General features: G+C 63.5%; 24 protein-coding genes. 16 read left to right on the forward strand and 8 right to left on the reverse strand.

Features of this window, described 5'->3' with window-relative positions; all coding sequences use genetic code 11:
- The first annotated feature begins 9 nt into the window (after positions 1 to 9).
- The 6 genes from CDV46_RS25585 to CDV46_RS25610 are packed head-to-tail and all read left to right on the forward strand — an operon-like array spanning position 10 to position 6,339.
- Positions 10 to 954, forward strand: coding sequence for an ABC transporter substrate-binding protein (locus CDV46_RS25585; protein WP_140413484.1), 945 nt, complete (start codon positions 10 to 12; stop codon positions 952 to 954).
- Positions 947 to 2,026, forward strand: coding sequence for an iron chelate uptake ABC transporter family permease subunit (locus CDV46_RS27535; protein ID WP_087726101.1), 1,080 nt, complete (start codon positions 947 to 949; stop codon positions 2,024 to 2,026). The genes CDV46_RS25585 and CDV46_RS27535 overlap by 8 nt, the downstream gene beginning before the upstream one ends.
- A gap of 26 nt (positions 2,027 to 2,052) precedes the next feature.
- Positions 2,053 to 2,955 carry an iron chelate uptake ABC transporter family permease subunit gene (locus tag CDV46_RS25595; RefSeq protein WP_254916243.1) on the forward strand — a complete coding sequence of 301 codons (903 nt, stop codon included), beginning with the start codon at positions 2,053 to 2,055 and terminating at the stop codon, positions 2,953 to 2,955.
- Positions 2,956 to 3,005: 50 nt separating this feature from the next.
- Entirely contained in the window at positions 3,006 to 3,860 is an 855-nt protein-coding gene (locus CDV46_RS25600; RefSeq protein ID WP_087725826.1) for an ATP-binding cassette domain-containing protein, read from the forward strand.
- A gap of 23 nt (positions 3,861 to 3,883) precedes the next feature.
- Positions 3,884 to 5,629 (forward strand): cyclic peptide export ABC transporter, encoded by a 1,746-nt coding sequence (locus tag CDV46_RS25605; protein WP_087725828.1) that lies wholly within the window; start codon positions 3,884 to 3,886, stop codon positions 5,627 to 5,629.
- A gap of 8 nt (positions 5,630 to 5,637) precedes the next feature.
- Positions 5,638 to 6,339: a 4'-phosphopantetheinyl transferase family protein gene (locus CDV46_RS25610; protein ID WP_087725830.1), complete on the forward strand. Its 702-nt coding sequence runs from the start codon at positions 5,638 to 5,640 to the stop codon at positions 6,337 to 6,339.
- A 15-nt stretch (positions 6,340 to 6,354) separates the two neighbouring features.
- Here CDV46_RS25610 and CDV46_RS25615 read toward each other — a convergent pair whose 3' ends face one another.
- From CDV46_RS25615 to CDV46_RS25635, 5 genes are all read right to left on the reverse strand, one after another.
- Positions 6,355 to 7,131, reverse strand: a complete 777-nt coding sequence (locus tag CDV46_RS25615) for an energy transducer TonB (RefSeq protein ID WP_087725833.1) — start codon at positions 7,129 to 7,131, stop codon at positions 6,355 to 6,357.
- Positions 7,128 to 7,520: an ExbD/TolR family protein gene (locus CDV46_RS25620; RefSeq protein WP_087687500.1), complete on the reverse strand. Its 393-nt coding sequence runs from the start codon at positions 7,518 to 7,520 to the stop codon at positions 7,128 to 7,130. Before CDV46_RS25620 ends, CDV46_RS25615 begins: the two co-directional genes overlap by 4 nt.
- A 9-nt stretch (positions 7,521 to 7,529) precedes the next feature.
- Positions 7,530 to 8,201: a MotA/TolQ/ExbB proton channel family protein gene (locus tag CDV46_RS25625; RefSeq protein WP_087725835.1), complete on the reverse strand. Its 672-nt coding sequence runs from the start codon at positions 8,199 to 8,201 to the stop codon at positions 7,530 to 7,532.
- Between the two features lie 66 nt (positions 8,202 to 8,267).
- Positions 8,268 to 10,565 carry a TonB-dependent receptor gene (locus CDV46_RS25630; protein ID WP_087687498.1) on the reverse strand — a complete coding sequence of 766 codons (2,298 nt, stop codon included), beginning with the start codon at positions 10,563 to 10,565 and terminating at the stop codon, positions 8,268 to 8,270.
- A gap of 104 nt (positions 10,566 to 10,669) precedes the next feature.
- Entirely contained in the window at positions 10,670 to 12,184 is a 1,515-nt protein-coding gene (locus tag CDV46_RS25635) for an alkaline phosphatase family protein (protein WP_087725838.1), read from the reverse strand.
- 262 nt (positions 12,185 to 12,446) lie between these two features.
- Here CDV46_RS25635 and CDV46_RS25640 point away from each other — a divergent pair, with 262 nt between their 5' ends.
- Positions 12,447 to 13,178, forward strand: coding sequence for an acid phosphatase (locus CDV46_RS25640; protein ID WP_087725840.1), 732 nt, complete (start codon positions 12,447 to 12,449; stop codon positions 13,176 to 13,178).
- Positions 13,179 to 13,186: 8 nt separating this feature from the next.
- Here the strand turns inward: CDV46_RS25640 and CDV46_RS25645 are convergent, their stop codons facing one another.
- Positions 13,187 to 14,617, reverse strand: a complete 1,431-nt coding sequence (locus tag CDV46_RS25645) for a sensor histidine kinase (RefSeq protein ID WP_176399200.1) — start codon at positions 14,615 to 14,617, stop codon at positions 13,187 to 13,189.
- Positions 14,604 to 15,335, reverse strand: coding sequence for a response regulator transcription factor (locus CDV46_RS25650; protein WP_087687494.1), 732 nt, complete (start codon positions 15,333 to 15,335; stop codon positions 14,604 to 14,606). The genes CDV46_RS25645 and CDV46_RS25650 overlap by 14 nt, the downstream gene beginning before the upstream one ends.
- 168 nt (positions 15,336 to 15,503) lie before the next feature.
- On the opposite strand from CDV46_RS25650, the gene CDV46_RS25655 reads away from it, so the two are divergent.
- From CDV46_RS25655 to CDV46_RS25690, 8 genes are all read left to right on the forward strand, one after another.
- Positions 15,504 to 16,169, forward strand: a complete 666-nt coding sequence (locus CDV46_RS25655) for a GntR family transcriptional regulator (protein WP_254916223.1) — start codon at positions 15,504 to 15,506, stop codon at positions 16,167 to 16,169.
- 403 nt (positions 16,170 to 16,572) lie between these two features.
- On the forward strand, positions 16,573 to 17,640 hold the full coding sequence (locus CDV46_RS25660) for a TauD/TfdA family dioxygenase (protein WP_087687493.1): 1,068 nt from the start codon (positions 16,573 to 16,575) through the stop codon (positions 17,638 to 17,640).
- A gap of 38 nt (positions 17,641 to 17,678) precedes the next feature.
- Positions 17,679 to 18,563: an ABC transporter substrate-binding protein gene (locus tag CDV46_RS25665; RefSeq protein WP_254916224.1), complete on the forward strand. Its 885-nt coding sequence runs from the start codon at positions 17,679 to 17,681 to the stop codon at positions 18,561 to 18,563.
- 13 nt (positions 18,564 to 18,576) lie between these two features.
- Complete coding sequence (locus CDV46_RS25670; RefSeq protein WP_217896773.1) at positions 18,577 to 19,719, forward strand: amino acid ABC transporter permease; 1,143 nt, start codon at positions 18,577 to 18,579, stop codon at positions 19,717 to 19,719.
- 13 nt (positions 19,720 to 19,732) lie between these two features.
- The gene (locus tag CDV46_RS25675) at positions 19,733 to 20,476 is read left to right on the forward strand and encodes an amino acid ABC transporter ATP-binding protein (RefSeq protein ID WP_058378732.1); all 744 of its coding nucleotides are present in this window, start codon (positions 19,733 to 19,735) and stop codon (positions 20,474 to 20,476) included.
- A 196-nt stretch (positions 20,477 to 20,672) separates the two neighbouring features.
- Positions 20,673 to 21,701 (forward strand): taurine ABC transporter substrate-binding protein, encoded by a 1,029-nt coding sequence (tauA, locus tag CDV46_RS25680; protein ID WP_087725844.1) that lies wholly within the window; start codon positions 20,673 to 20,675, stop codon positions 21,699 to 21,701.
- Between the two features lie 10 nt (positions 21,702 to 21,711).
- On the forward strand, positions 21,712 to 22,623 hold the full coding sequence (locus tag CDV46_RS25685; RefSeq protein WP_087725846.1) for a taurine ABC transporter ATP-binding protein: 912 nt from the start codon (positions 21,712 to 21,714) through the stop codon (positions 22,621 to 22,623).
- 5 nt (positions 22,624 to 22,628) lie between these two features.
- The gene (locus CDV46_RS25690; RefSeq protein WP_087725848.1) at positions 22,629 to 23,513 is read left to right on the forward strand and encodes an ABC transporter permease subunit; all 885 of its coding nucleotides are present in this window, start codon (positions 22,629 to 22,631) and stop codon (positions 23,511 to 23,513) included.
- 22 nt (positions 23,514 to 23,535) lie between these two features.
- Here CDV46_RS25690 and CDV46_RS25695 read toward each other — a convergent pair whose 3' ends face one another.
- Entirely contained in the window at positions 23,536 to 24,042 is a 507-nt protein-coding gene (locus CDV46_RS25695; protein WP_087687489.1) for a winged helix-turn-helix transcriptional regulator, read from the reverse strand.
- A 189-nt stretch (positions 24,043 to 24,231) separates the two neighbouring features.
- Between CDV46_RS25695 and CDV46_RS25700 the strand changes: the two genes are divergently transcribed.
- On the forward strand, positions 24,232 to 25,326 hold the full coding sequence (locus tag CDV46_RS25700; protein WP_087725849.1) for an NmrA family NAD(P)-binding protein: 1,095 nt from the start codon (positions 24,232 to 24,234) through the stop codon (positions 25,324 to 25,326).
- The last annotated feature ends 26 nt before the right edge of the window (positions 25,327 to 25,352 follow it).

Here is a 25,352-nt window from a genome sequence, read left to right on the forward strand (position 1 = left end):
GAAAGTTGCATGAAACGTCGTAGTTTTTGTGCTGGCGCGGCTGCCATATTGGCCGGAGCCGGTCCTTGGGTCCACGCGGCCGGACGCCCGACGACGGCGTCCGCGTCCACGTCCACGTCCGCGTCCACGTTACGCATTCTTGCGCCTGATCGCGGCGCCGTGTCGTCGTTGCTGGCGCTGGGCGTCGAGCCAATCGCAGGGGCCGACCGCGCCTTTTACGATTCGATGGGTGCCGAACCGCGCATGCCGCCGGGCATGAACATCGTCAACAGCGGCGATCCGATCGAGCCGAACCTCGAACTGATGATCGAGTTGGGCATCAACTGGTGCGTCACCGTGACCACACCGCAGATCGCTCGCGAGCGCATGGGCGTGGTCGCACCGGTCACCCATCTCGACATCTTCACCGGGGCGACCGGTGCCCTCGACCGTGCGGCCGAGGGGCTGCGCACGCTCGCGCGCATGACCGGCCGCGAGGCGCAAGCCTCTGACTACATCACACAGGTCGAAGCCCATATGGCCGAGGTCGCCAGAACGCTGGCGGCGAGCGGCCGTCCGGCACAACGTCAGACCTATCTGGTGACGCTCAACGACGGCGGCCGCTCAATGGTCGCGTATGGCCGAAACAGCATCATGTGGGACGTGATGACGCGCGTTGGCCTGCGCAACGCGTGGACACGCGGCACCAACGAGTACGGGTTCAGTGTGGGCGGCGTAGAGCTATTGGCGGAAGTGCCGGACGCCGATATCGTCGTCGTGGATTTCGGGGCGTCGACAACGGCCGCGTTGCGTCAACTCGCCGTCAGCCCGTTCTGGAACCGGCTCGCGTCGGTGCGGGCGGGACGCGTCTACCGGATTCCGCTCATCGATCTGTTCAACTCGTATCCGTCGGCATCGACACTGCTGCGCGGACTTGACGGGCTCATTCGCCGGGAGGACTTCCGTCATGTCTAGCATGGTCATCCCGACCCCGATGCCGCCGCGCGAGAAGTCGCCGCTGTCATTCGTCCTGCTCCTCTTAGGGCTTGCGCTGGGACTGACGTGGCTCAACCTGCACAACGCGCTGCCTGCCACCGGCTGGCGCGGCTTGTTGCCCGGCGCCGATCCCGACGACATGAAGCGCGTCGTGATCGAGTATTCGTTCGCGCCGCGTCTGGCCGTCTCATTGCTTGCAGGCGTCGCGCTCTCGCTCGCAGGGGGGCTGTTCCAGCACGTGTTGCGCAATCCCCTCGCGGAACCGACGACGTTGGGGGTAGCGGCGGGCGCCAACCTCGCGATGACCGTCACGACGTTGTGGTTTCCGTCGCTGCTGATCGAACATCGCGACGCGGTCGCGCTGGGCGGTGCCGTCGCTGCGTTTGCGCTGGTATTTGTGATCGCGTGGGCGCACTCGCTCTCGCCGCTAGTGCTCATTCTGTGCGGTCTGGTCGTGACGTTGTGCGCCGGGTCCATCGGCTCGGTGTTGTCGTTGTTCTTCCACGAAGGGCTGCTCGGCGTCTTCGTCTGGCAATCGGGTGCACTCAACCAGAACAGCTGGACCATTGCCGAGCAGTTGCTGCCACGCGTCGCGCTGGGTGCCGTTGCGGCGGCATTGCTGGTCAGGCCGCTGTCGGTGATGGCCGTCGGTGACGATGCGTCCCGCGCGCTGGGGGTATCCCTGCGCTGGTTGCGGCTGGGCGCGCTCTTCGTCGGCACGTTGCTGTGCGCATGGATCGTGAGCGCGCTGGGCGTCATCGGCTTCGTGGGGCTCGCCGGACCGGCGCTCGCGCGCCTTGCCGGGGCCCGCACGCTCGGACGGCGCCTCGCGTGGGGGCTGTCATCGGTGCCTTGTTGCTGTGGCTTGCCGACCAGATCGTGCAGTGGCTCGGTCTGTGGATGCCGGAGATTCCGACCGGTATCGCCACGGCTTTGTTGGGTGCGCCGTTGCTGTTGTGGCTCCTGCCGCAACTGCACGACAGCGCACATGTGCATCGCCATGAGGGCCCAGTGGTCCAGCGCGCACAACGCAATTTATGGGTTGCAGTGATTGGCGCGTTGCTGTTGCTCGTCGTCATGACGGTTGCCGCCATTCTCGTCTCGCGCGGTTTATCGGGCTGGCGTCTGGACACCGTCGAGTCGCTCGGCCGCCTGAGAGCACTGCGCATTCCGCGCGTGGTCGGCGCACTGGCCGCGGGGGCGATGCTGTCGGTGGCAGGCATTCTGATCCAGCGTCTGACGGCGAACCCGATGGCTAGCCCGGAAGTACTGGGCATCTCGTCGGGCGCATCGCTCGGGCTGATCGTGCTGCTGTTTGCGGTGAATTCGCCGTCTCAGGCGATGCAGCTTGCTGCTGCGTCAGCCGGGGCATTTGCCGCCCTCGGCGCGATGTTTTTGTTGGCCCGGCGCAGCGGCTTTTCGCCAGAACGTCTGATTCTGACGGGCATCGGCATCAGTACGGTCTTCAGTGGCCTGGCGTCGCTGATGATGGCCAGCGGCGATCCGCGCATGGCGATGATGCTCGCGTGGATGGCTGGCTCCACCTACGGCGTGGGCGCGACGCAGGCCACCGTGGCGCTGGTGATTGCGGTCGTGCTGCTTCCGCTGGTGTTGTTTGCCGCACGCGCGCTCGACATTCTGCCGCTGGGCGAAGCCGTCGCCCGGTCGGTCGGCGTGAATGTCGGACGCTCCCGGTTCGCCTTGCTGCTGGCCGCCGCCGTGTTGAGCGCGGCCGCCACGCTCATCATCGGGCCGATTTCGTTCGTCGGACTGATGGGGCCGCACATTGCCCGATTGCTGGGACTGCAACGTCCCGTGTCGCAGATCTTCGGCGGCGCGTTCGTCGGTGGCGCGATGCTCGTGCTGGCGGATTGGATCGGCCGCAATGCGTTGTTCCCTGACCAGATGCCGGCGGGCCTGTTGGCCACGTTCGTCGGCGGGCCGTATTTCCTGATGCTGATCTGGCGGGACCGCGCCTGACGCGACCGCCGACGATCACATCCTATTGCGCAAGACCGGATGAAACGATGATGGAAGATACCGAATTCGCCGCCACACCATCGCAGGTGGCCCAAGTGGCACAACCCGAGCGCGAGGCCCACGCGGTGCCGTCGCCGATGTACGACCTGCGCGACGTGTCGTTCAAGGCGGGCGAGCGTACGTTGCTGCAACCACTCACGCTCACGCTGGCACCGCGCCGCGTGATCGGATTGATTGGCCACAACGGCTCGGGCAAATCGACGCTGGTCAAACTGCTGGCCCGTCAGCAGGCGCCGGCCAGCGGCGAGATTCGCTTCGAGAACACGCCGCTGGGCGACTGGCAAGGCAGGGCGCTGGCGCGCAAGATCGCGTATCTGCCGCAGCACACGCCGCCTGCGGCGGGACTGCGCGTACGCGAGTTGGTGCGCTTTGGACGCTATCCGTGGCATGGGCCGCTGGGGCGTTTCTCCGCGCACGATCTGGCGCGTGTCGACGAAGCCATGGAGCTCACCGGCGTATCGCGCTTTGCCGATCGTCTGGTCGATACGCTCTCGGGCGGCGAGCGCCAGCGCGTCTGGCTCGCCATGCTCGTCGCGCAAGACGCCGACTGTCTCTTGCTCGACGAGCCCATTGCCGCGCTGGACGTTGCGCATCAGGTCGAGGTGCTGTCGCTCGTCCAGTCGCTCTCGCGCACTCGCGGTCTGGGTGTGGTGGTAGTGCTGCACGACATCAACATGGCTGCGCGCTTCTGCGACGAGATCGTGGCGTTGCGCGGCGGGCGCTTGTGCGCCCGGGGTACGCCGGCCGAGCTCATGACGAGCGAGCGTCTGGAAGACATCTACGGTATTGCCATGGTGGTGATGCCGCATCCGCAGACCGGTGAGCCGGTTTGCGTCGTCCGTTAAGTTTCACGATTGGGGAAATTGCCATGACCGACCGTTCCATGGGTCAATCGCCGGACTCGCCTGACAAGACGCGTATCGGCCACGAATTGTTCCGGCTGTTCCGGCCCTTCCTGCCGATGAGCCTGTTCTCCACCGTGATGGGCGTGGTGGCAGGTCTCACCACGGCATGGCTGCTCGCGACGATCAACGACGGCCTTCACTCGCCCGACGGCATTACCGGCAAGACCATCGTGACCTTCGTCGTGCTGTGCGCGGTCACGCTTTCCGGCAACGCCATCTCCGGCGTGGGCAACAGCGTGATCGGTCAGAAGATCATTGCGGCGCTGCGCAAGGACCTCTCGGCGCGCATCGTCTGTGCGCCGATCGCCGAAGTCGAGCGGTACCGTGTTCACCGCTTGCTCGCGACGCTCAATAGCGACGTCGATACGGTGAGCGCCGTGACCTTCAACTTCCCCGGCTTCATGACGGCCGTGGCGATTGCGCTCGGTTGCGTGGCCTACATGCTGGTGCTCTCGCCGTTGCTGTTCCTGTTTGCGCTGGCCGCGATCCTGATCGGTCTGGGCATCAATCACTACGCCTCGCTGCGCTGGGACTTTCACTACCGTGGCGTACGCGGCGCGCAGGACGAGCTCCAGAAGCAATACCGCGCCATTACCGAAGGTGCCAAGGAGTTGCGGCTGAACCGCGCGCGCCGTCAGCGCGTGTACGGCGAGCAGTTATCGGGTGCCGCCGATCTGATCGGCGAACTCAAGAGCCGCGCCATGCGCCTTTACTACGCGGCCAACGCGATGGGCGGCATGCTGTTCTTCGTCGTGATCGGGCTCATTCTGCTGCTTCAGTCGAAGCTTGGCGTGGACTCGCGTGTAGTCAGTGGTTTTGTGATCGTGCTGCTGTATATTCGCGGCCCCATTGAGATGATTGCGGGCGGCTTGCCGACGTTGATTCAGGCGCGCGTCTCGTTCCAACGCATTGCCGAGCTCACGAGCCAGTTCCGGAATCGTGAGCCGCGCCTGCTCGAAGGTCCGGCGGCGGGAGAAGCGGCATTCCCCGCGATGCAGACGCTGGCCCTGCGCGGTGCTACGCATGCATTCCCGGCGGCGGGCGACAGTGCGCCGTTCCAGCTTGGGCCGATCGATCTTGAAATTCGTCGTGGAGAAACGCTCTTCATCGTGGGCGAAAACGGCTGCGGCAAGACGACGTTGATCAAGACGCTGCTCTCGCTCTATACCCCGGGGCAGGGTGAGTTGCTGGTCGACGGCAAAACGGTCCCGGCGGAGCAACTCGACGGCTTTCGTCAGCAGTTCTCCACGGTGTTCTCGGATTACCACCTGTTCGATGACCTCGTGGCGAGCGATGCGCAAACGATGACGCACGCGCAGGCCTATCTTGAGCAGTTGGGGTTGGCGCACAAGGTGAGCATCGTCGATGGCGCGTTCTCGACCATCGACTTGTCCGCCGGTCAGCGCAAGCGTCTGGCACTGGTGCATGCGTATCTCGAAAACCGTCCGTGGATGGTGCTCGATGAATGGGCCGCCGATCAAGACCCGACATTCCGCCGCTACTTCTATCAGGAGATGCTGCCGGACTTCAAACGTCAGGGCAAAACGCTGATCGTTATTTCACACGACGACCGGTATTTCGGTTTGGCGGACCGCGTGGTGCGCCTCCATCAGGGACGCATCATCGAAGAAGCCAGCGGCAGCACGTTCGCCTACGAGACGCATGTCGGTGCGTCTGCGAATGCGCCAGTGGATGCGCCGGTGGAGTGAGCCGGACGATGCGGGCACGACAGCTACTGTGCAATGGGCGCTGGCCGGTGGATGTCGACGTCTGGCATGTGGCGCTCGACGGAAGCCGTGAGCCCGATGCATATCGCTATCTCGACGCGGACGAACTGGCGCGGGCAGGGCGGTTTCGCTATGACGTCGACCGTTATCGCTTTGCCATGACACGGTCGGTACTGCGGGAACTGTTGGGCGAGTACACCGGGGCGAGGCCCGCGTCGGTGGGTTTCGCACAGGGGCCATATGGCCGTCCGGAACTGGCAACGCGCCCCGGTGAGCTGTCGACGTTATCGTTCAACGTCTCGCACACGGGCAACGACGCGTTGATCGCCGTCTCCCGGACTCGGTGTGTCGGCGTCGATATCGAGGTGAAACAACGCGCGCTTGACTGGCGCGAGCTTGCACCGCTCGTGTGTACGGCCCCGGAGCGTATGCAGATCGAGGGCTTGCCCCCGGCGGCACAATGCGACGCGTTCCTTCGCTGCTGGACGGCCAAGGAAGCGATCCTGAAAACCATCGGACTGGGCATTACGGAAGGCTTGCTGTGCCTGCGCGTCGATATCGATGATTTCGCCGAGCAGCGACCTGTTGTCGTCGAAGCACCACGCTTCGAAGCTGCTGCCCGGCTGAGGTTCCGGTGGCTTGACGATCTACCGGCTTGTCAGGCGTGTCTGGCATGGGGACAAGACGCCTGAAAATCCCCCACGGCCTCACGCGTCGCTAAAAATCACCCTCACTTTGAACGTGTTCAGCTTACCCGCAAGATTCGGCGGGGGAGACGGCATGGCCGCGTGCTGCACGGCGGCGATGGCCGCCTGATCGAGCGTCGCAACGCGCCCGGGCCGGGAGACATGCACATTCGACACCACGCCATCCTGATAGGCAAACTCGACGTCGATATTTGCTGCCAACCCCATGCCCCGTAACGCCATCGGATAAACCACGGCCGCTTGCACAGCAGCGCGGAGTTTCGCGATGAAACGATCGTCCGGCCCCGGTGCCACGTTCGATGGCGAGGCCACCGGCGTTGGCGCTGCGGCAGCAGAAGGCGCAGGCGGAGCATCCGCGCCATCCACCGTCTTGACCGGTGGCGCGTCTGCATGCGTCGTTTCGTGGGCGGGCTGGGCGGTCTTATTCACCGGCGAAACGACTGGCTTTGGCAGCGCTGCGTGCTTCACCGGCACGACCGGCTTGACTGGAGATGCCACCGGTTCCACAGGCTTCACCGCGGGTGCCGCGACCGGCTCCGGCGCAACCATCGCCAGCATCACCGGCGCGTCTGCCCGAGCGGGCGGCGACGACGGGCTGCCACGCGAAAGCCAACCGGTCGTCAAGCCCAGCAGGATCGCCTCCAGTGCCAGCGCCGTTGCCATGGCCCGCCACGGCCAGCGTCCCTGTCCCTGAGCCGTCGCCGAACCGGGGGTGGGCAGTGCGCCGCCGGCCGCCTGCGAATGGCCCACAACATCCGACTGAAAAATCGTGGTCATGGCGCCTCTTTCGCAGCGATGCCGATCTGCGTGACACCCGCCGCACGGCACGCGTCCATCAACTGGGTCAGTTGCTGCACGTTGGCGGCCTTGTCGCTCGCGATGGTCACGACCGTGTGGGCAGGATCGTGCGCACGCAGCGTAGCGCTCAACGCGTCGAGCGTGACCGGATGCTGGTCGGTTTCAATGCTGCCGTCAGCGTGCAAGGCGACAAGCACCTTGGGGTGAGGCAAGTCCTGCGCCGTCGAGCTTCCCGGCAGCTTGGCCGACATGCCCATCGACGGAATCATCTTGAGCGTGATCATGATGAAGAACACCAGCAGGAAGAACATGATGTCGATCATCGGCACGACTTCGATGCGTGCCTTTCTCGTTTCGAAATATCGCATCGCGGGCTCTCAGGCCGAAGCACGTTCGTGGCGCAACACCACACCGGTCGGCTCAACCGCCTGCTGTGAGGCGCTGTGACGGTTGAGCAGCAGGCGCTTGAGCGTATCCATCTGATGCACGGTCTGACGCACGGTGTCCTGCATCGCATTGAAGAACCACAGGTGGCTCATGGCAATCGCCAGACCGCACGCCGTCGCGATCAGCGCTTCGGCTACGCCCGAAGTCACTTGCGTAGGATCGCCCCCCGCAGCGCCCAGCACGTCGAACGCGTGGAACATGCCGACGATGGTACCGAACAGGCCCAGCAGCGGCGCGACGGTGATCACCGTATCGAGCACCCACAGGCCGCGATCGACACGCGGCACTTCCAGATAGATCGCTTCGTCGATCACCGCCTCCATGTCGCCGCCGTGCACGCGCTTGAGGTTGTGCGCGTAGGCGTCGAGCAGGCGGCCGTGCGGCAAGCCCGCAGCAGCGGCGCGCAGTTCGTCGGCGTCGTGGACGTCGATCATCGGTAACGCGCTGACCGCCGTCACGATGCGCTCACCGCCCCGGAACGTACGACGCAGGCGCAGTCCGCGATCCACGATCACGGTGATACCGACGAACGCCAGCAGGACCATCAGATAGAGCGTGCCGCCCGATGACATGGCTAATTGGTTGATTTGACTCAGATCCATGAAAATCTCCTTGCAATGAAATTCGCACCGGCCGCGCCAACCGGCGGCCGGTGATCGGCCGATCGATCAGATTTCGGCGCGCAGGTTGACGTAGAAGCTGCGGCCCGGCACGAAGTAGTAGAGGAACTGGTTCGCGTCGGTGCCCTTGCTCGTATCGGTCGCGGCCGGGCCGAGGTTGTCGGTGATGCGGTGGGTGTCGAACAGGTTGTCGACGCCGAACGACACCCGAACCTTCTTCAGGACCGAGCTGAGGTTGGTGAAGTCGCGCGCGACCATCATGCTCGTCACGCTATAAGGGCCGACCTTGTAGATCGAGCCGTCCGCCGCACCGTTGCTGCCCTGATACATCGAGCCGACGAACTTGGTGTTAATGCCCGCGTGCCACGGTCCCTGATCGAAGTTGAGGGCAATGGCGGCGGTGTATTGCGGCACGAAGGAGATGCGCTGCCCGGACTTCCATATCTGCGAGCCCGTGCCGTCTTGCGTGTAAGTGGCGTTGTTGAGCGAGCCGTTGGCGTAGAACGAGAAGCCGCTGCCGAGCAACACGTTGCCTTCCGCTTCAAGGCCGGTGTAACGCACGCCGCCGGCGTTGAAGTACGTGGCATTCGCGCCCGAGCCGTTCTTCGTGATGTAGTTGCTGAACTCGATCAGGTACGCGTCGGCGTTGAACGTGAATCGATCCGCCTTGAACACCGTACCGATCTGGTAGGCCATCGAGGTTTGCGGCTGCACGTTGTTGTTACCCGACGGATTGGCCGAGTACAGGGTGTTCAGGTTAGGGCCGAGCGCACCACGCGAAACCTGCGCATAGCCTGACCACAACGACGTAAAGCGGTAGTTGACGTCCAGACTCGGCAGCACGCTGTCCCACGACTTGGTGGCGGAGGTGCCCGGCAGGTTGTTCTGCAACACGCCGGCCGACAGCGAGCGCTCGAAGTGCTGATAGCGAATGCCCGGCGTAACGGTCAGGGCGTTCGTCGCCTTCCACGCGTACTGCGAGAACGCCTGCGCCGTGTTCACCTCATCGACCATGTCGTAGTAGGTGTTGCCGTAAGTGGCGTTCTGTTTGACCGACTGACCGGTAGTTGCGTCGTAGGCGAAACGATTGCGCGGATTGCGCGTGTGTTCGACCCAGAAGCCGCCGGTGAACGTGCCATAGGCGTCTGTGTGCGTCGCCGCCAGCGTATCGCCATACGTGCGGTATTCATTGAGCTTCAGTGCGCCCGCAATATCGGTACCCGACTGACCGGCAGAGAACGGCTTGGCCGCGCTGAGTGCCGAGAGCGGCGACGACGTGTTGTCGCCATTCAGTTCATGGCTCAGGTTGTAGTAGTAATACGTGTAAAGCTTGTTGCTCAGGCCCCAGCCGTTGTCGAAGTCGTGTTTGACGTCGATATAGGCGAATTCGGTGTTCTTGTCCTGATAGTTGTAGCCGTAGTAGTTCGGGCTCTTCGGATCGGCGTTCAGGCCGTAGTTGTAGCCGTACTGCGCCACCTGATTGAGCGTGGCGCCGCCCGGATTGTTGAAGTGGATCTTGTCGTATGCGTAGACCCACGTCACGAGCGTGTTGCTGCCGATCGGCGTCACGCCCTTGAGGAAGATGTTCGTGTTACGCACGCCGCTGTTGCTCAATGCGCCGTTCGAGTCGGTACGCTGAATGTTCAGGAAGACATTCGAGTCAAGCAATCCCGGCATGATGCCGGTTGTGATGCCGAGGTTTTCCTGCCACGTCGCGTGCGAGCCGATGGTCTGCGAGTACTCGATCTTGCGCACGGGGCTCAGGGTCGGCGAGAACAGGTTCACCGAGCCGCCGAAGGTCGCATAGCCCAGCGTGGTGGCATTGCCCGGGCTCCGGTCGATGGTGACGCTACCGATGGTGGCGGCCGGAAAGTACGACGTGGTGTGGTGCGAGAAGTCGTTGGTGTCGCCAAACGGAATGCCGTCGTACGTCACATTGAACTGACCGTCCGGAAAGCCGCGCAGTGTCTGGTTCTTGGCTTCCGACAAGCCGAGACCGTTGGGCGACGAGCTGCTGTAGCTCGGCGCAATGCGCAGAATCGTGCCGTAGTCCGCCTGCGGATTGATCTGATTGGCGATGTAGTCGCTGCTGATCTGTGTCTGGGGCGACGTGGCTTCAAGCGGGGCTTGCGTGAGCGCCTTCGCGGCGGCGGCGGTCGGTGCGTTGCGCGATTTGACGGCAGTGACGTTGACGGGCGCGCCCACGTCGGAGGCCGATACGTCACCGATGTCGGTGGTCTGGGCCTGCGCCGTGCTGGCCAGCACGGCAAGCGCAATGGCGGTGAGCGTCAGATGCGGCGTACTGATGCGATGAAGACTCGGTGTGCGCGTCGTGTTCAGTTTCATGGCTTGGGTTCGTTCTCTTTGGAAGTTGTGCCGGCCAACGCTGGCCGGCAGCCCTGATTCGTGATGCTGCGGGGTGCTGTGTCGTGACAGGTGCTACGGAAGGTTCAATCGGTCCCTTTGCCAAAGTTCAAGCCCGGCAGCGAGGTCGTGCCTTCGCGGCGAACGGCGTCGAGGGCGGTGGGCTTGAGGGCCAGTGCCCGCAGCAGCGTCGGGGCGACCTGACGTGTCGAGACCGGCGCATCGATTTCCTTCGCCTGAATATCCGGGCGCGAGAACAGCAGCGCGACGTGACGATCGTCGTCGTGAAAGCCACCGTGCTCGGCGACCTTGCTGCCGTGTGTGTAGATCACACCGTGCTTCGTCTCGATGGCGATATCGGGCACCCGGCTGTCGCGGCCGACGCGGCCCCAGCCCGCCGGCATGTCGTTACCCGCGTAGACGTGTTCGATACCCAGCGCTTCGGCATTGGCGCGCAGCCCGTTGACGATGGCCTGTGTAAATTTCGGCTGTTTCAGCCACAGGAGGCCGACATCGTCGAGCGTCGCTTTTGCGAGCGCGTCCGGCGCGCTTTGTGCGACGACATCGAGCACACGCTTGCCGTCGATGCGGCGCAGTTGGCCCGGGGCGATGGGCGATTGACCGTGTTTCGCGGCAATGACGACGAGCGTCGACGTTTCCAGATGCCGTGCGGCGAGGGCGTCTAGCACGCGTTGCAGCGATCCGTCGATCTGATCGAGCGCAGCGCCGATGGCGGCGCCGGGTGTGGCATGGGCATCGCGATAGCCGTCACCAGACTTTTGCGCCACGCTCAGTTGTTGAAAGTTCATGCCGAACAGACGCGGCACTCCCGGCGTAGCACTGCCAGTGGCGTCACGGCCATCGATCTGTTTGAGCAGCGCGTCGACCTTCAGGTTGTCGTAAGCGGGGAAGGCGGCGAGCTTTTCACCGACGGCGGCAATTTCCGGGGTGTAGAGATCGTCGACACCTTTTCCGCTCGGACCTTGCACGAAGTCATAGGCGAGATGCTTGTCGGCCCAAGCGGTGCGCCCGCCAGCGGCGCGCACGACTTCGAATACGGTGTTCACGCGCATGTAGTTGTGCGGATAGACCGGGGCGCAGTGGCGCGCCGGGTCACGAGGCAGGCGCTCGGCATTGATGGCACCGCCACCGTCGATGCGCTTCGGATCCAGATCGATGGAATCGTCGAAAACGACTTCGGCACCGCGCACCGTCCCGTTGCCGCAGTTCGCCCCTGCGGGGACAAGTCGCCGGTCGAAGCTGTCGTCGTAGTACACGCCTGAGCTGACAGGACTGGCACCGCTGATCAGCGCGACCATGCCCGGGAATGAATCCGAGGGCGTCGGCGTGAGGGCGTTGCGATACATCACGCCGTGACGCGCAAGCGCGGCAAGGGCAGAGGTCGGATGCACGGCAACGTAGCGGGAGAGATCCTCCTCGTGCATGCCGTCGATGCTGATCAGCAGCACGTTTGCCGCCGGGGCGAGCGCAGCGGGTTGGTCAGCATGCGTCATCCCCGGCGCCAGCGTGGCGCAAGCGAGCACGAAGGTCGGAACAATCGTCGGGGCAAGGCGAAAGGTCTTGGAAGTCTGGAGCTTCATGGAGGTATTGCATCCTCGGCGCAGCGCGCTCGGTTGGGTGGACCGGCCTGCTCGCCGGTGATCAGCGAGGCGAACTTTAGGCGCCGCCCGTGATGCGTAGATGAAGCAAAACTTGCCAACATGAACAGACTGCCAAGTGACGCCTGGCGCGTCCGATCAACCTGTCCGGACGGAAAGGTTGGCGCCATTGGCGGGTCACGGGAGTCTCGTAGCCTCCTTCCGCGCATTTACCCGAGAACCTGATCCATTAAGGAATAGACCGATGCTTCCTGTTTCGACCCGCTACGGGCGTCCCTTCATAGCAACCGTGCTGTTGCTGAGCGCACTGCACGCAGTGCAAGCGGCTGAACTGCCCCATGCCGACTATCTGAGCGGCACCGTTCCCGACCTGACCGTGCTGGTGGCGCCGCCGCCCGCGCCGGGCACGCCGGCTGCGGCAGACGATCTGCGTCAGGTGCTGGCGCTCCAGCAATCGCGCACGGCCGCGCAACTGGCGCTGGCCGATGGCGACACGCACAAGAGCGTGTTCCGCTTTGCGGATGTGATCGGCCCGGACTTCCGTGCGGAGCGTCTGCCGTTCACCGAAGCCTTCTTCAAGCGTCTTGCGAAGGAGGGTGCAGGGCCGCTCAAAGCGGCAAAGGATTACTGGAAGCGCCCGCGTCCGTACAACGTCAGCGCCGAGGTGCACCCGGGCATCGTGACGGAGGGCACCTCACCGGGCTACCCGAGCGGGCACGCCACGTTTGCGTACCTGAGCGCGGTAGTTCTCGCGGAGATCGTGCCGGAAAAGCGAGCAGAGATCTTTGCGCGCGCTCAGGCCTATGCACAGGGACGCGCATTGGGTGGCGTGCATTACGTGAGCGATGTCGAGGCAGGGAAGGTGAGCGGTACCGTGATCGCCGCCGCGATGTTGGCCAACCCGGCGTTTCGCGACGATCTTATGCGTGCGACGCGCGAGACGCGCCAAGCCCTGAGTCTGCCGCCGCTGCGGTAATCCGTCGATCAGACGCTCGCGACTTCGGCGGCCCGAGTGTCGTCCGCCGTCTCGGGCACTTCTGGTGCGACCGGCGCCGCAGCAAATCGCAAGGCGACGCGGCAACCGGGCGCAGCGTCGTCGATCCGCATCACGGCGTTGTGAATACGGGCGGTTGCCGCCACCACACTCAGCCCCAGCCCGTGACCGGGCGTCGGCATACCGCTGACGCCCGCACCGCGATAGAACGGTCTCAACACCGCGTCACGCTCGACGCTCGCGATCCCCGGTCCGGTGTCGCACACTTCCACCACGGCATGCTGCGGCGTCGCCATCACACGCAGGCGCACCGTGCCGCCCGCTGGCGTGAATTTCAACGCGTTGTCGAGCAGGTTCTGGATGGCGCCAAAGATCAGATCGCTGTCACCCAGCACCGGCGCGCAACGTTGTGTCTCAACCAGCAACGTGACCGTGCGCTCTTCGGCCAGCGGTTCGTAGAGATCGACAACGTCTTCGGCAATACGGGCGAGATCGACGTGACGGAACTGCTCGCGACGCGAGTGGGCATCGATCTCGGCGATTCTCAGCAGCGCCGAGAAGCGACCGAGCACGTGGTCGGTTTGCTCAAGGGCGCGCTCGACGGCCATGTCGTATTCCTTGGCCGACGTCGCACCGCGGCGGGCACGTTCCAGTCCGGCGCGCAAGCTGGTCATCGGCGTGCGCAGATCGTGCGCGATCCACGCACACACGCCGCGCAGCTCCGAGACGAGGCGTTCAATGTCGTCGAGCATCGTGTTGACGAAGCCCACGAGCAGATCGATGTCATCGCGACGGCCGCGCGTCGGCAGGCGGCGCGTGAAATGGCTCGAGATGATGTCCTGACACGACTCCCGCAACTGGCGAACCCGCTGATTGGCGGCCCGATGCAATGCGTAGCCGCACAAGGCGCCGAGCAAGATCGTTGCCAGCAGGCCGCCGAGCGCTACCCGCACGAGCATGTGATCGAATCGGTCGATATCGTCGACGGCCTGCCCGACGATCACGCGGTTGCCATCGGGCATGGTCGCCATCATGGCGCGATAGGGGCGCGCCCACGTATCGCCTTCCTTGTCGACGACCGACTGGACGTAGCGGTAAGCGTGCCAGTCGGGCTGACCTTTCGGCATCACGTCGATGTTGCCGGCCAGCCGTTGCCCGCTCGCGGTGAACAAGCCGTAAGGGCGCATGTTGGCCGCCTCACGGTGGCTGCGCTCCGTAATGTTGGTGCGGGCATCGGTGGGCGTGCGCCGGATGAGCTGTGTGCTTTCGCGCTGGAGGCGGGCGTCGACCAGATCGGTCAGGTAGCTCATCGTGAGCCAGTAGACCACGGCGAACAAGGTGACGACAGACACGATGAAGATCGCGAAGATCGGCCCGGCGCCCCAAAGGCTGCGCAGAAAGCTGCGCTCAGTCATTGGCATGGAGAACATAGCCCGTCCCGCGCACGGTGTCGATCATTGCCGAGCAGGCGCCGTCCAGAGAAATCTTCTTGCGCAGCCGGGCGATGTGCACATCGATGACATTGGTCTGCACGTCATGCTGATACTTCCACACCGATTCGAACAACAGCGCGCGCGTGACCACTTGATTGGCGTTGCGCATCAGATACTCGAGCAGGCGCATCTCGCGCGGTTTGAGCACGACCGGCACGCCCGCACGCGTCACGGTGCCGTTGTGGCTATCCAGATAGAGATCGCCGACGCGCAGGGTCGCGCTCACGTCCGTATCGCTGTGCCGGCGCAGCAGCACGTCGATGCGAGCGGTCAGTTCGTCGAAACTGAATGGCTTGGTGAGGTAGTCGTCGGCACCGTTGCGCAGGCCGCGCACACGTTCGTCCGTGGCGCCAAGGGCAGACAGCATCAATACAGGCGTCTTGATGCCGACGTTGCGTGCCGTCGTGAGGATCGACATACCGTCGATCTCGGGCAACAACCGATCGAGGACCACGCAGTCGAATTGCCCATGCAGCATTTGCTGCAAACCCACGCCCCCCGTGCCGGCGAGTTCGACGGTGAAGCCATGCTCACCGAGCGCCGATACGATCTCGTGCGCGACCTTGGCGTCATCCTCCACCACCAGAACACGATTGGCCGCACAGGCCCCGCCAGCGTGCGTGAACTCAACGGTAGGCGCGCGCATGGATCGTCTCAGGTCTGTAGGGTGACCGGAGACTCTATGGCAACTGTGTGAAAAATTCGTGACAAGAAATTAGACGTTGTGCAATGAAACGTATACGAATTTTAGTAATTGTATAATCCGTGCATCCTTCATCCCCTGCTTGGTGCGCGGCCTTCCGCGCGGACTCCCGTGACCACCAGCGATACCGCTTCAATCTCCACCGCCGAACGCGCCTACGACGCCATTCGCCAACAGATCCTGTCGGGCGAATTGCAGGAAGGGGCGCCGATTCGTCAGGACGATATTGCCGCGCAAATGGGCGTGAGCAAGATCCCGGTGCGCGAAGCGCTGATGCGTCTGCAATCCGAGGGCTGGGTGACGCTCAAGCGCAATGCGGGTGCGTTCGTGACGCCGCTCACCGCGAGCGACTGCGTCGAGATGCTCGACCTGCGCATCGCGCTGGAATGCCGCGCGCTCGAAATCGCCGTGCCCAACATGGCGCCCAGCGATCTCGCCCTCGCCCAAGAGTTGCTCAAGCGCTATGAGAAAGCCGATACCCCGCAATCGTGGAGCGACTTGAATCTCGCGTTTCACCAAGCCCTGTATGCGCCCGCCAATCGCCCCCGGCTGGTCGCCACCGCGCAAGCCGCGCAAGAGCGCATGGGCCGTTTTCTGCGCACACATCTCTCCGCCGTCAACGACCATCAACGCTCCTACGACGAGCACTTCGCGATTCATGAGGCCTGCGCCGCCGGCGATACGAAAACCGCCGTCCGGCTACTGCGCAAACATCTGGAACAAACGCAACGCGAAGTGATGGCGTATTTCCGTCTGAGCGGCAAAACGTCCGCCTGATTCCCTGCGCTTTCCCTGCATCCCGCACTTCACACCGCCCCCGTTTTCAGCAGTGTGAGAAATTGATTTATTCAAATCGTATACGAAATGAATAAATGATATACGGACGCAATTTTGTTCGCGTATAGTCGAGTCGACCGGGAGTCCACGTACCCGGGAGTTCGGGTCGTCCCGCTAGGGATTTCGGACCCGCGATTCGCCGCGTCTGCCTTACTGCGCAAGGCGTTGCGAGTCGCCATGCCACTGCGCAAACATGCCTCGTGAGCCTGTTGTTTTACGAGGCTAGGACTTTCCCTGATTGGACGTCGCTCCCGATTGTCGGACTTCAAATGATGGGTGTAATGTCCTTACATGTATATACAAAGTAAGGCGTACTACTCATCGTATCTATCAGGAGAATTTCATGGCCGAGTCGCAGAGTCTGCAAGGCGCCAGTGTTTGGCAGGGGACCGAAATGGTCAATCACGATCGTTGGGTGAAGACCTTCCCGGCCATCGTGCTCGAACAAATCGACGCCGCGCTGAAAGCGACGGAGAACGTCGATTGGCGCGAAATCAACCGTCACAACTTCCCGCTGCCTGACGCCACGGCGTTCTTTGACGACGTGCGCGAAGAACTGGAAAACGGTTCCGGCATGGTCAAGATTCGCGGCCTCGACGTCACCCGTTACAGCACAGAGCAACTGCGCCGCATGTGGTACGCGCTGGGTGCGCATCTGGGCACGCCGATGTTCCAGAACTACCGCGGCGAAGTCATGCGCGAAATCAAGGACGAAGGCATGGGCGTCGGCGCGAAGCTCTACGGAGCCACGGTCGATAGCTCGGGCAAGCAATTCCTGTCGTCGGGGGCTCGCACGCTCTCGCCGGGACAGTTGCGCTTTCACACCGATCGTTGCGACGTTGTCGGCCTGCTGTGCGTGCGACAAGCGTCCGAGGGCGGCGTGAGCAAGCTGGCCAGCAGTGCCACCGTCTACAACGAAATTCTCAAGCGCCGTCCGGACCTGCACGCGCTGCTGTGCCAGCCGATTCCGCGCAGCCGCTTCGGCGAAGAGGCCGGCGGCGAGCACGTTGCCTACGACCTGCCGATCTTCGGTGTGCGCGACGGCAAGCTCACCAGCCACTTCTCGCTGACCTACATCGAGAACGCCCAGATGCTGCCGGGCGTGCGTAAGCTCTCCGAAGCCGAACACGAAGCCATTCGCATGCTGATGGCCGTGGCGGAAGAACAATGCTTCGAGATGCGTTTTGCGCCGGGCGACATCCAGTTGCTGAACAATCACATCGTGTATCACGGCCGCACCGCCTTCAAGGACGATGTGCAAACCGGTCAGGACCGTATGCTGATGCGTCTCTGGCTGTCCATGCCGAACTCGCGCGCGCTGCCGGAAGACCACGCGGTACTCTGGGGCGATGTCGCCTCGGGCAAGCCGCATGGCGGTATTGCTCAACCGGCCGCAGCACTGCCCGCATGACCGATAGACTCAACCCCAAGACGCTAGGAGACACCCCCATGAAACTGATCGAACGGCAAGACAAGATTCGCGCAACCCGCAAGACGGCGCCGGCGCGCATGCTGCTCGCCGCGCTCATGCTCGGCGGCCTCTGCACGACGGCCGTCGCGGCCCCGGACTTCGGCAAATGCGAAGTCACCGGCACGCGTGGTTCGGTGAAACTAGAGACGGTCACGCCGGGCGCGCTGTCGGTACGCCCCGTGCTGCCTGCACCGGGCTGGTGGAACGGCGACTCGCCGGAGACCATCAAAGACGGCTTCGAATACTGCATGGCCGCGAACATGGCCTACCGTGCCGGACTCGACCGCGTGATCGTCGTTAATCGCTCGTTCGCGCAGGTGATCGGCGGTCAGGCCAAAGGCTTCGACATCGCGCTCAGCGAAATCACGATCACGGACGATCGCAAGAAGGTCGTGAACTTCACCGATCCGTACTTCAATTCCGATCAGGGCATTCTGGTTCAGACCGGCACCAAGGTCGACAAGGACAGCATCAAGAAGCTGCGTCTGGGCGTGAAGCAGGGCACCACGATCCTGCCGTATCTGACCGACAAGGTTAAGGTCGCCGAGCACCCGAAGGTCTATCCGGACGCTGCCGCGATGTACGCCGCACTCGCCGCCAATCAGGTTGACGCCGTGCTGTACGACACCCCGAACGTGCTGGCCATCGCGAAGAAGTCCGCCGGCCGCTTCGAAGTCGTGGGCCGTTACGACACGAGCGAGCAGTGGGGCGGTCTCGTGAACAAGGATTCGCCAAATCTCGCCGCATTCAACAAGCTGATCGCCGAGATGAAGAAGGACGGCACGTTCGACCGTCTGGCCACTCAGTATCTGGTGCCGAGCCTCGGTGCCGATCCCACGAAAGTGCCGGTACTGACGCCCTGAGGTCAACGAGTCCATGAGCGAACCCTCTTCTCAAAAGGCGCCCGGCGCGCTGATTGGTGCGATAGGACGCGAGCGGCGGCTGAACATCGGCGGCATGCCGTCGTCACCGTTCACGCTGTTTCTCATCGCATTGGTCGGTGCGCTCGTCGCCATCGTGGGCAGTGCCTTCACGATTGCCGCATTGCGTGAAGGCCTGCTCGGGAACCAGCTCGACGGCTGGTGGGTGCCCGTGGGCGCCGTGCTGCTTGGCCTCGCCTCGCTGATCGTGCTCGCGCCGCTGGCGCGTGCCTTTCAGCGCTGGCGGGCGTTCAGCGATGCCGCAACCCGTCGCGACATTACGGCGGCGCGCGTGGCTCGCGCCGAGGCGGACGTGCAAAGCTGGATCACGCTCGGCTACACGCTGGCACAACTCATCATCGTGCTGGCGTTGCAGTTCGTGCTGGCAAACCATCTGGCCGTCGCGAAGACCTTTATTTTCCTGCCGCTGATCATCGAGACGTTCCCGCTCGTGCTCACCGCGTTTTGGGTCAACGTGAAGATCTTCCTGATCGCCGAAGTCTTCGTGCTGATCTGGGGGCTGATCGTGGCACTGGCGATGTTTGCGCCGGGCAGGGCAGGCAAGCCGCTGCGCTTCATTGCCACGGCCTATGTCGACATCTTCCGTGCCATGCCCGCGGTGCTGGTGATCTATCTGGTCGGCTTCGGCCTGCCGCTCACGGGCGTGCCGATTCTCAAGGATCTGTCGCTCACGACGTATGTCGTGATTGCGCTGACTCTGACGGTCGGGGCCTACGTGGCGGAAATCTATCGCGCCGGGATTCAGGGCGTGCACTGGAGTCAGGTCGCCGCCTCTCGCTCGCTGGGGTTGTCGTACACGCAGACGCTGCGTTTCGTAGTGTTGCCGCAGGGCATCCGGCAGATCATTCCGCCGTTGCTCAACGCCTTCATCGCCTTGCAGAAGGACACGGCGCTGGTCAACGTGGTCGGCGTGATCGATGCTTTCAATCAGTCGATGATCATCGCGTCGAATCACTACAACCTGTCGGCCGCCACGACCGTGGCCGTGCTGTTCATCATCATCTCGATTCCGCAGGTGCGTTTCGTGGAACGGATGGCGCAACGCGACCGGGCCCGCATGCGTGCGGGCGGGGCCTGAAGGAGCGAACGACATGTCATTCATCGAGATTCGCGACATCGCCAAGTCTTACGGCGAGGTGCCGGTCATCAAAGGGCTGACCCTGACGGTAGAGGAGCATCAGGTGGTCTGCCTCATCGGCCCGTCGGGTTCCGGCAAGTCGACACTGCTGCGCTGTATCAACGGGCTGGAGCCGATCGAGTCGGGCGAGATCCTGGTGCACGGCGACCGCATTACGGGACCGGGTGTCGATGTCAATTCGCTGCGCCGCGACATCGGCATCGTGTTTCAGGGCTATAACCTGTTCCCGCACATGACGGTGCTCGAGAACATCACACTGGCGCCGATCCGGGTGTTGAAACAGCCCCAGCGCGACGCCGAGGCGCGTGCGATGGCGTTGCTCGAACGCTTTGGCCTGGCACACAAGGCGAAGGAGTATCCCGACCGCATGTCGGGCGGACAGCAGCAGCGCGTGGCGATCGTGCGCGCACTGGCCATGGACCCGATGGTGCTGCTGCTCGACGAGATCACGTCGGCACTCGATCCCGAACTGGTGTCGGAGGTGCTGAACATTGTTCGCGATCTGGCGCAGGAGGGCATGACCATGCTGCTCGCCACCCACGAAATGGGCTTCGCACGCGAGGTGGCGTCGAAGGTCTGTTTCCTGTGTGACGGCGTGGTGTGTGAGGAAGGGCCGCCCGAGCAGATTTTCGGTGACCCGCAGCAAGAGCGCACTCGCGCGTTTTTACGTAGCATCCGGCAGGCCAAGCGACTCTGAGTACGAGATTCGATTGACCGGCTCACCCATATTGGGGGACCTTCGGGTCCCCTTTTTTTGCGCCCAAGTTTTACGCCAAATTCAGCGAAAGCAATTTCATCGCGACGGCATAAGCAAGTGCCAATCGATTGGCACGCGGCCTCGCCCCCCTGTCTATAGTGGGTCGTCTCTTCCAACTAGAAGAATGGGGATTTCAATGAATCGACTGCTTCGCCCGCTCGCCATCCTGACGGCCTTTGGCGCCTTGGCTTTTTCCACGACCTACGCAGCGCCCGCAATCGCGCAGTCCAAGGAAGTCGTGATTGCGTATCAGGACATGGTGGTTCCGTGGCGCTATGCGCAAGCGACCGGCGAAGTCGAGCGCGCCACCGGTTACAAGGTCACCTACCGCAAACTGGGGAGCGGCGCCGATGTCATTCGCGCACTCGCCTCCGGGTCGGTGCAGCTCGGCGAAGCCGGCTCCAGCCCGATTGCCGCCGGTCTGTCGCAGGGTGTCGATCTGTCGCTGTTCTGGATTCTCGACAACATCAACGACGCCGAAGCGCTGGTGGCTCGTGACGGCTCGGGCGTCACATCGGTCAAACAGTTGAACGGCAAGAAGATTGGTGTGCCGTTCGTCTCCACGTCCCACTTCCACACGCTGGTGGCCCTTCAGGCGGCAGGCGTCGACCCGGCCAAGGTCAAGATCGTCAATCTGCGTCCGCCCGAAATCGCCGCCGCGTGGGAGCGGGGCGATATCGATGCGACTTACATCTGGGACCCGGTGCTCGCCAAGGTCAAGAAGAACGGCAAAGTGCTGACAACGTCGGGGGCCATCGCGAAATCGACCGGCAAGGCCACGTTCGACGGCTTCGTCGTCGATCGCAAGTTCGCCCGCGAGAACAAGGACTTCGTCGACGGCTTCGTCAAGGTGCTCGCCGCCACCGACGCGAACTATCGCGAACACAAAGCGGCGTGGACGGCGGGGTCGGCACAAGTGGCCGCCGTTGCCAAGGAGTCTGGCGCGAATGCCGACGAGGTTCCGGCGAGCCTCGCGTTATATGCGTTCCCCACGCCGGCACAGCAGGCCTCGAACGTCTGGCTGGGCGGTGGCGCGCAGTCTGGTGCGGCCAAGTCGCTTGCCGCGACGGCAGCGTTCCTGAAGGCGCAAGGCACGATTCAGACGGAACTGCCGGACTACTCCGTCGGCGTCGATGCCAGCTTCGTGCAGCGTGCCGCACGTTGAGTCGAGTGATATGAGCCTTGCACTTGGCACCGCTCACGCTGCGGAGGCACAGCCGGGCGTGAAAAACGGCGGGCTGGATATCCGGCGGCTTCGCGTCGCGTATGACGGTGTAAGCGGTGTGGGCGGTGTAAGCGGCGCGGGCGGCGCAACAGGCGGCGGGCAGGGCAGCGCCGCCACCCATGTCGCCCTCGATAACGTCAACCTGCGCATCGATACGGGCGATTTTGTCGTCGTACTCGGCGCGTCCGGCTGTGGCAAGACCACGCTGCTCAACTGCATCGCGGGGTTTGTGCAGGCCAACGAGGGTGAGGTGCTGCTCGATGGCGTACCGGTCTCCGGCCCGGGGGCCGAGCGAGGTGTGGTGTTCCAGCGCTACGCCTTGCTGCCATGGCTGAACGTGGTCGATAACGTCGCGCTCGGCCTTCGCTTTCAGGGGGTGCCGAAGGCGCAACGCCGGGCGTCGGCACGCCGCACGCTGGCGCTGGTTGGCCTTGAGCGGCATGCCGAGGCCCGCGTGGATACGTTGTCCGGCGGCATGCAACAGCGGGTCGGCATCGCGCGCGCACTGGCCAACGATCCGCGCGTGCTGCTCATGGATGAGCCGATGGGCGCGTTGGACGCCATGACCCGGGAAACGATGCAAGAGCTGGTACTCGACATCTGGGCGCGCACGCACAAGACAATCTTCTTCATCACGCACAGCGTCGAAGAGGCCCTGTTTCTCGCCACACGCATCATCGTCATGACGCCCAGCCCGGGGCGTATCGCCGAGAGTCACGACCTGCCGTTCTCGCGGCAGTATCTGGCGACCCGCGATGCCCGCGCCGTCAAGTCATCCGCCGACTTCATTGCGTGGCGCGAACGACTGGTGCACCGCCTGCGCGAGTCGGTCCCCGACGCTTCGACCGCTTCGACAGTCTGATCTCCATGGCATCCGAAACTACTGTGTCAAACGTGGCGAACGTGCCGAACACGCATGTGACGCATCCCGCGCAACCGGCATTGCACTCCAACACCCAGCGGGCGCGCATCTGGCGTATGCCCGGCGAAGGGCCGACGGCCGGTCTGAGCGTCGCCGCGATCGTGACGATCGGTGCGCTGTGGTGGTTATCGACGCATTTTCGATGGATTCCGCCGCTTTTCCTGCCGGCGCCCGAAGCGGTGTGGCGCGCGTTCCTCGACGCCGTTCATGGGCGGATTCAAGGCGGACTGCCCTTATCCGAGCATTTCGCCTGGAGTGCCTTGCGTGTGTTCGGGGCATTTTTGCTGGCGACCGTCACCGCCGTCCCCGTGGGCATTCTGATGGGGGTGAGCCGCGTCGCCCGTGGCCTGCTCGACCCGGTGCTTGAGTTCTACCGGCCGTTGCCGCCCTTGGCCTACCTGCCACTCGTGGTCATCTGGTTCGGGATCGACGAGACCGCCAAGATCGTCGTCATCTATCTGGCATGCTTTGCGCCGATTGCGATGGCGGCGCGGGCCGGCGCCCGAAGTGCCACGACCGAGCAGATCCACGCCGCATATTCGCTGGGCGGGAGCTTCGCGCAGGTGGTTCGCCACGTGATCCTGCCGGCGGCATTGCCGGAAATCCTCACGGGGTTACGCATATCGATCGGCTTCGGCTGGACGACGCTCGTCGCGGCTGAAATGGTGGCCGCAACGGCAGGCCTCGGTCAAATGGTGCTCAATGCATCGAGCTTCCTTCGCACCGACGTCGTGGTCATGGGGATTGTGCTGATCGGCGGCATCGCGTGGTGCTTCGATCTCGGCATGCGCGCACTCGAGAGGCGTCTCGTGCCGTGGCGAACGCGCTGACTCACGTCGGCCGCCGCGCCGATCAGGTTTGATGGCGGTGTTGTTCGCCTTGGGACAACCGCCAGCGCACCAGATCGTCCGCGCCCGGTCCTTCCTTGACGGCCAGATCATCGGCGCTCACCGGCTCGCCCGTCGCCTGATCGATAAACGTCCACCGGACCTCGGCCCCGGTGTTTCGGTTCACGAACGTCATCGGCGGGGCCGAGGCACCAGACATCTCCAACTTGTCGCCGATCTGAGCGAGCACCGGCAGTAACGCAGCAACCGCTTTGCCGCTGGGCGTCAGCAGATATTCGAATCGCTCGGGGTTCAGCTGATAGCGCCTGCGCTCGACGAGGCCGTTAGTCTCCAGATGCTTGAGACGGTCGCTGAGCGTCGCATTGGTGATGCCGGACGACTGGCGTAGCTCGTCATATCGCCTGAGCCCCACGACGAGATCGCGCAGAATCAGCACGCCCCATCGATCGCCGAGCGCCGCCATGACACCAGCGATCGAACACACCATGCCGTCGAAACCTTTTGAGCGCATGCGCAGTTTTCCCTGAGTAGGCCGACCGTCGTCAGTCAGCGGATCTCATTATAAGAGTCACGTTCGCTTCGCGTCATCGAAAGTGCTTGCCGTGCGAATTAGTCACTCTTATTATAAGAGTAACAAATTCACCCGAGGACGCGTCTTTTGGTCCGGGGGTGTCCCGTCCAGCTACGTAAGGAAACACGCATGTCCTCCCATTCCATCTCCCGGATCTTCGTCGTCGGCGGCACTGGCGCGCAGGGTTTGCCCGTCATCAACGCGCTCGTAGCCGACGGCAAGTACGCCGTGCGCGCGCTAAGCCGCGACCCCGAGTCCCGGCGGGCCAAGGCATTGCTCGCGCTCGGCAACGTATCGATCCTGAAAGGCACGTTTGCCGACGAAGCCGTGCTGCGGGAAGGCTTCCGGGGCTGCGATGGGGCCTACGTCAATCTCGACGGCTTCAACACTGGCGAAAAGACAGAGATGTATTGGGCCATCCGGGCCTACGAAATCGCACTGGAGGAGGGCGTCAGGTTCTTCGTGTACGGCAACCTCGACTACGCATTGAAGAAGGCGGGCTACGACTCGCGCTTCCGCGTCGGCCACTATGACGGCAAAGGGCGTATCGGCGAGTGGATCCTGTTCCAGAACCAGACCAACCGTGAGCGTATGGGCGCGGCAGTGTTCACGACCGGGCCGTATATGGAGATGGCCATTTCAGCCATGACGCCGATGATGCCGTTCGTGGAAGACGGTGTGCTGACGTGGCGCGTGCCACTCGGCAACGGCGCCGTGCCACACGTTGCCTTGGCCGATTGCGGCTACTACGCGCGTTGGCTGTTCGACAATGCCGAGCGTGCGAACGGGATGAACCTTGAAGTCGCGATCGAGCCGGTTGGGTACCACCAACTCGCCGAGGCGTTCGAGCGAGTGACGGGGCATCCTGCGCGTTACATCGACACGGATCTGGACACCTACTGGAACGGCCCGCTCAAGACCGCCGCACTCCGTCCCGCCGGCTACAACGCCGATCCGAACGACAACAGCACGATGAGCTTCCGGGACAACTTCACTGGCTTCTGGAATGTCTGGAAACACAACGTCATCCAGCGCGACTACGCATTGCTCGACGACATCCATCCGAACCGCATCCGCACGGTTGAACAGTGGCTGCGGCATGAGGACGAGCGCGGCCGGCAGCAAGGACTCGGGAGCCTCTGGGAACGGGTGCAACCGGAGACGATGTTCAAGTCGCCGCCGCTCCTGAAGTTGCTCGAAGACGGCGGAAAGGGCGCGCTGTGATACCCAGAGTGCGCGCCCGTCCGATT

The organism is Pandoraea sp. PE-S2T-3 (genome assembly GCF_002179965.1).
In the GTDB taxonomy this organism is placed as follows: Bacteria; Pseudomonadota; Gammaproteobacteria; order Burkholderiales; family Burkholderiaceae; genus Pandoraea.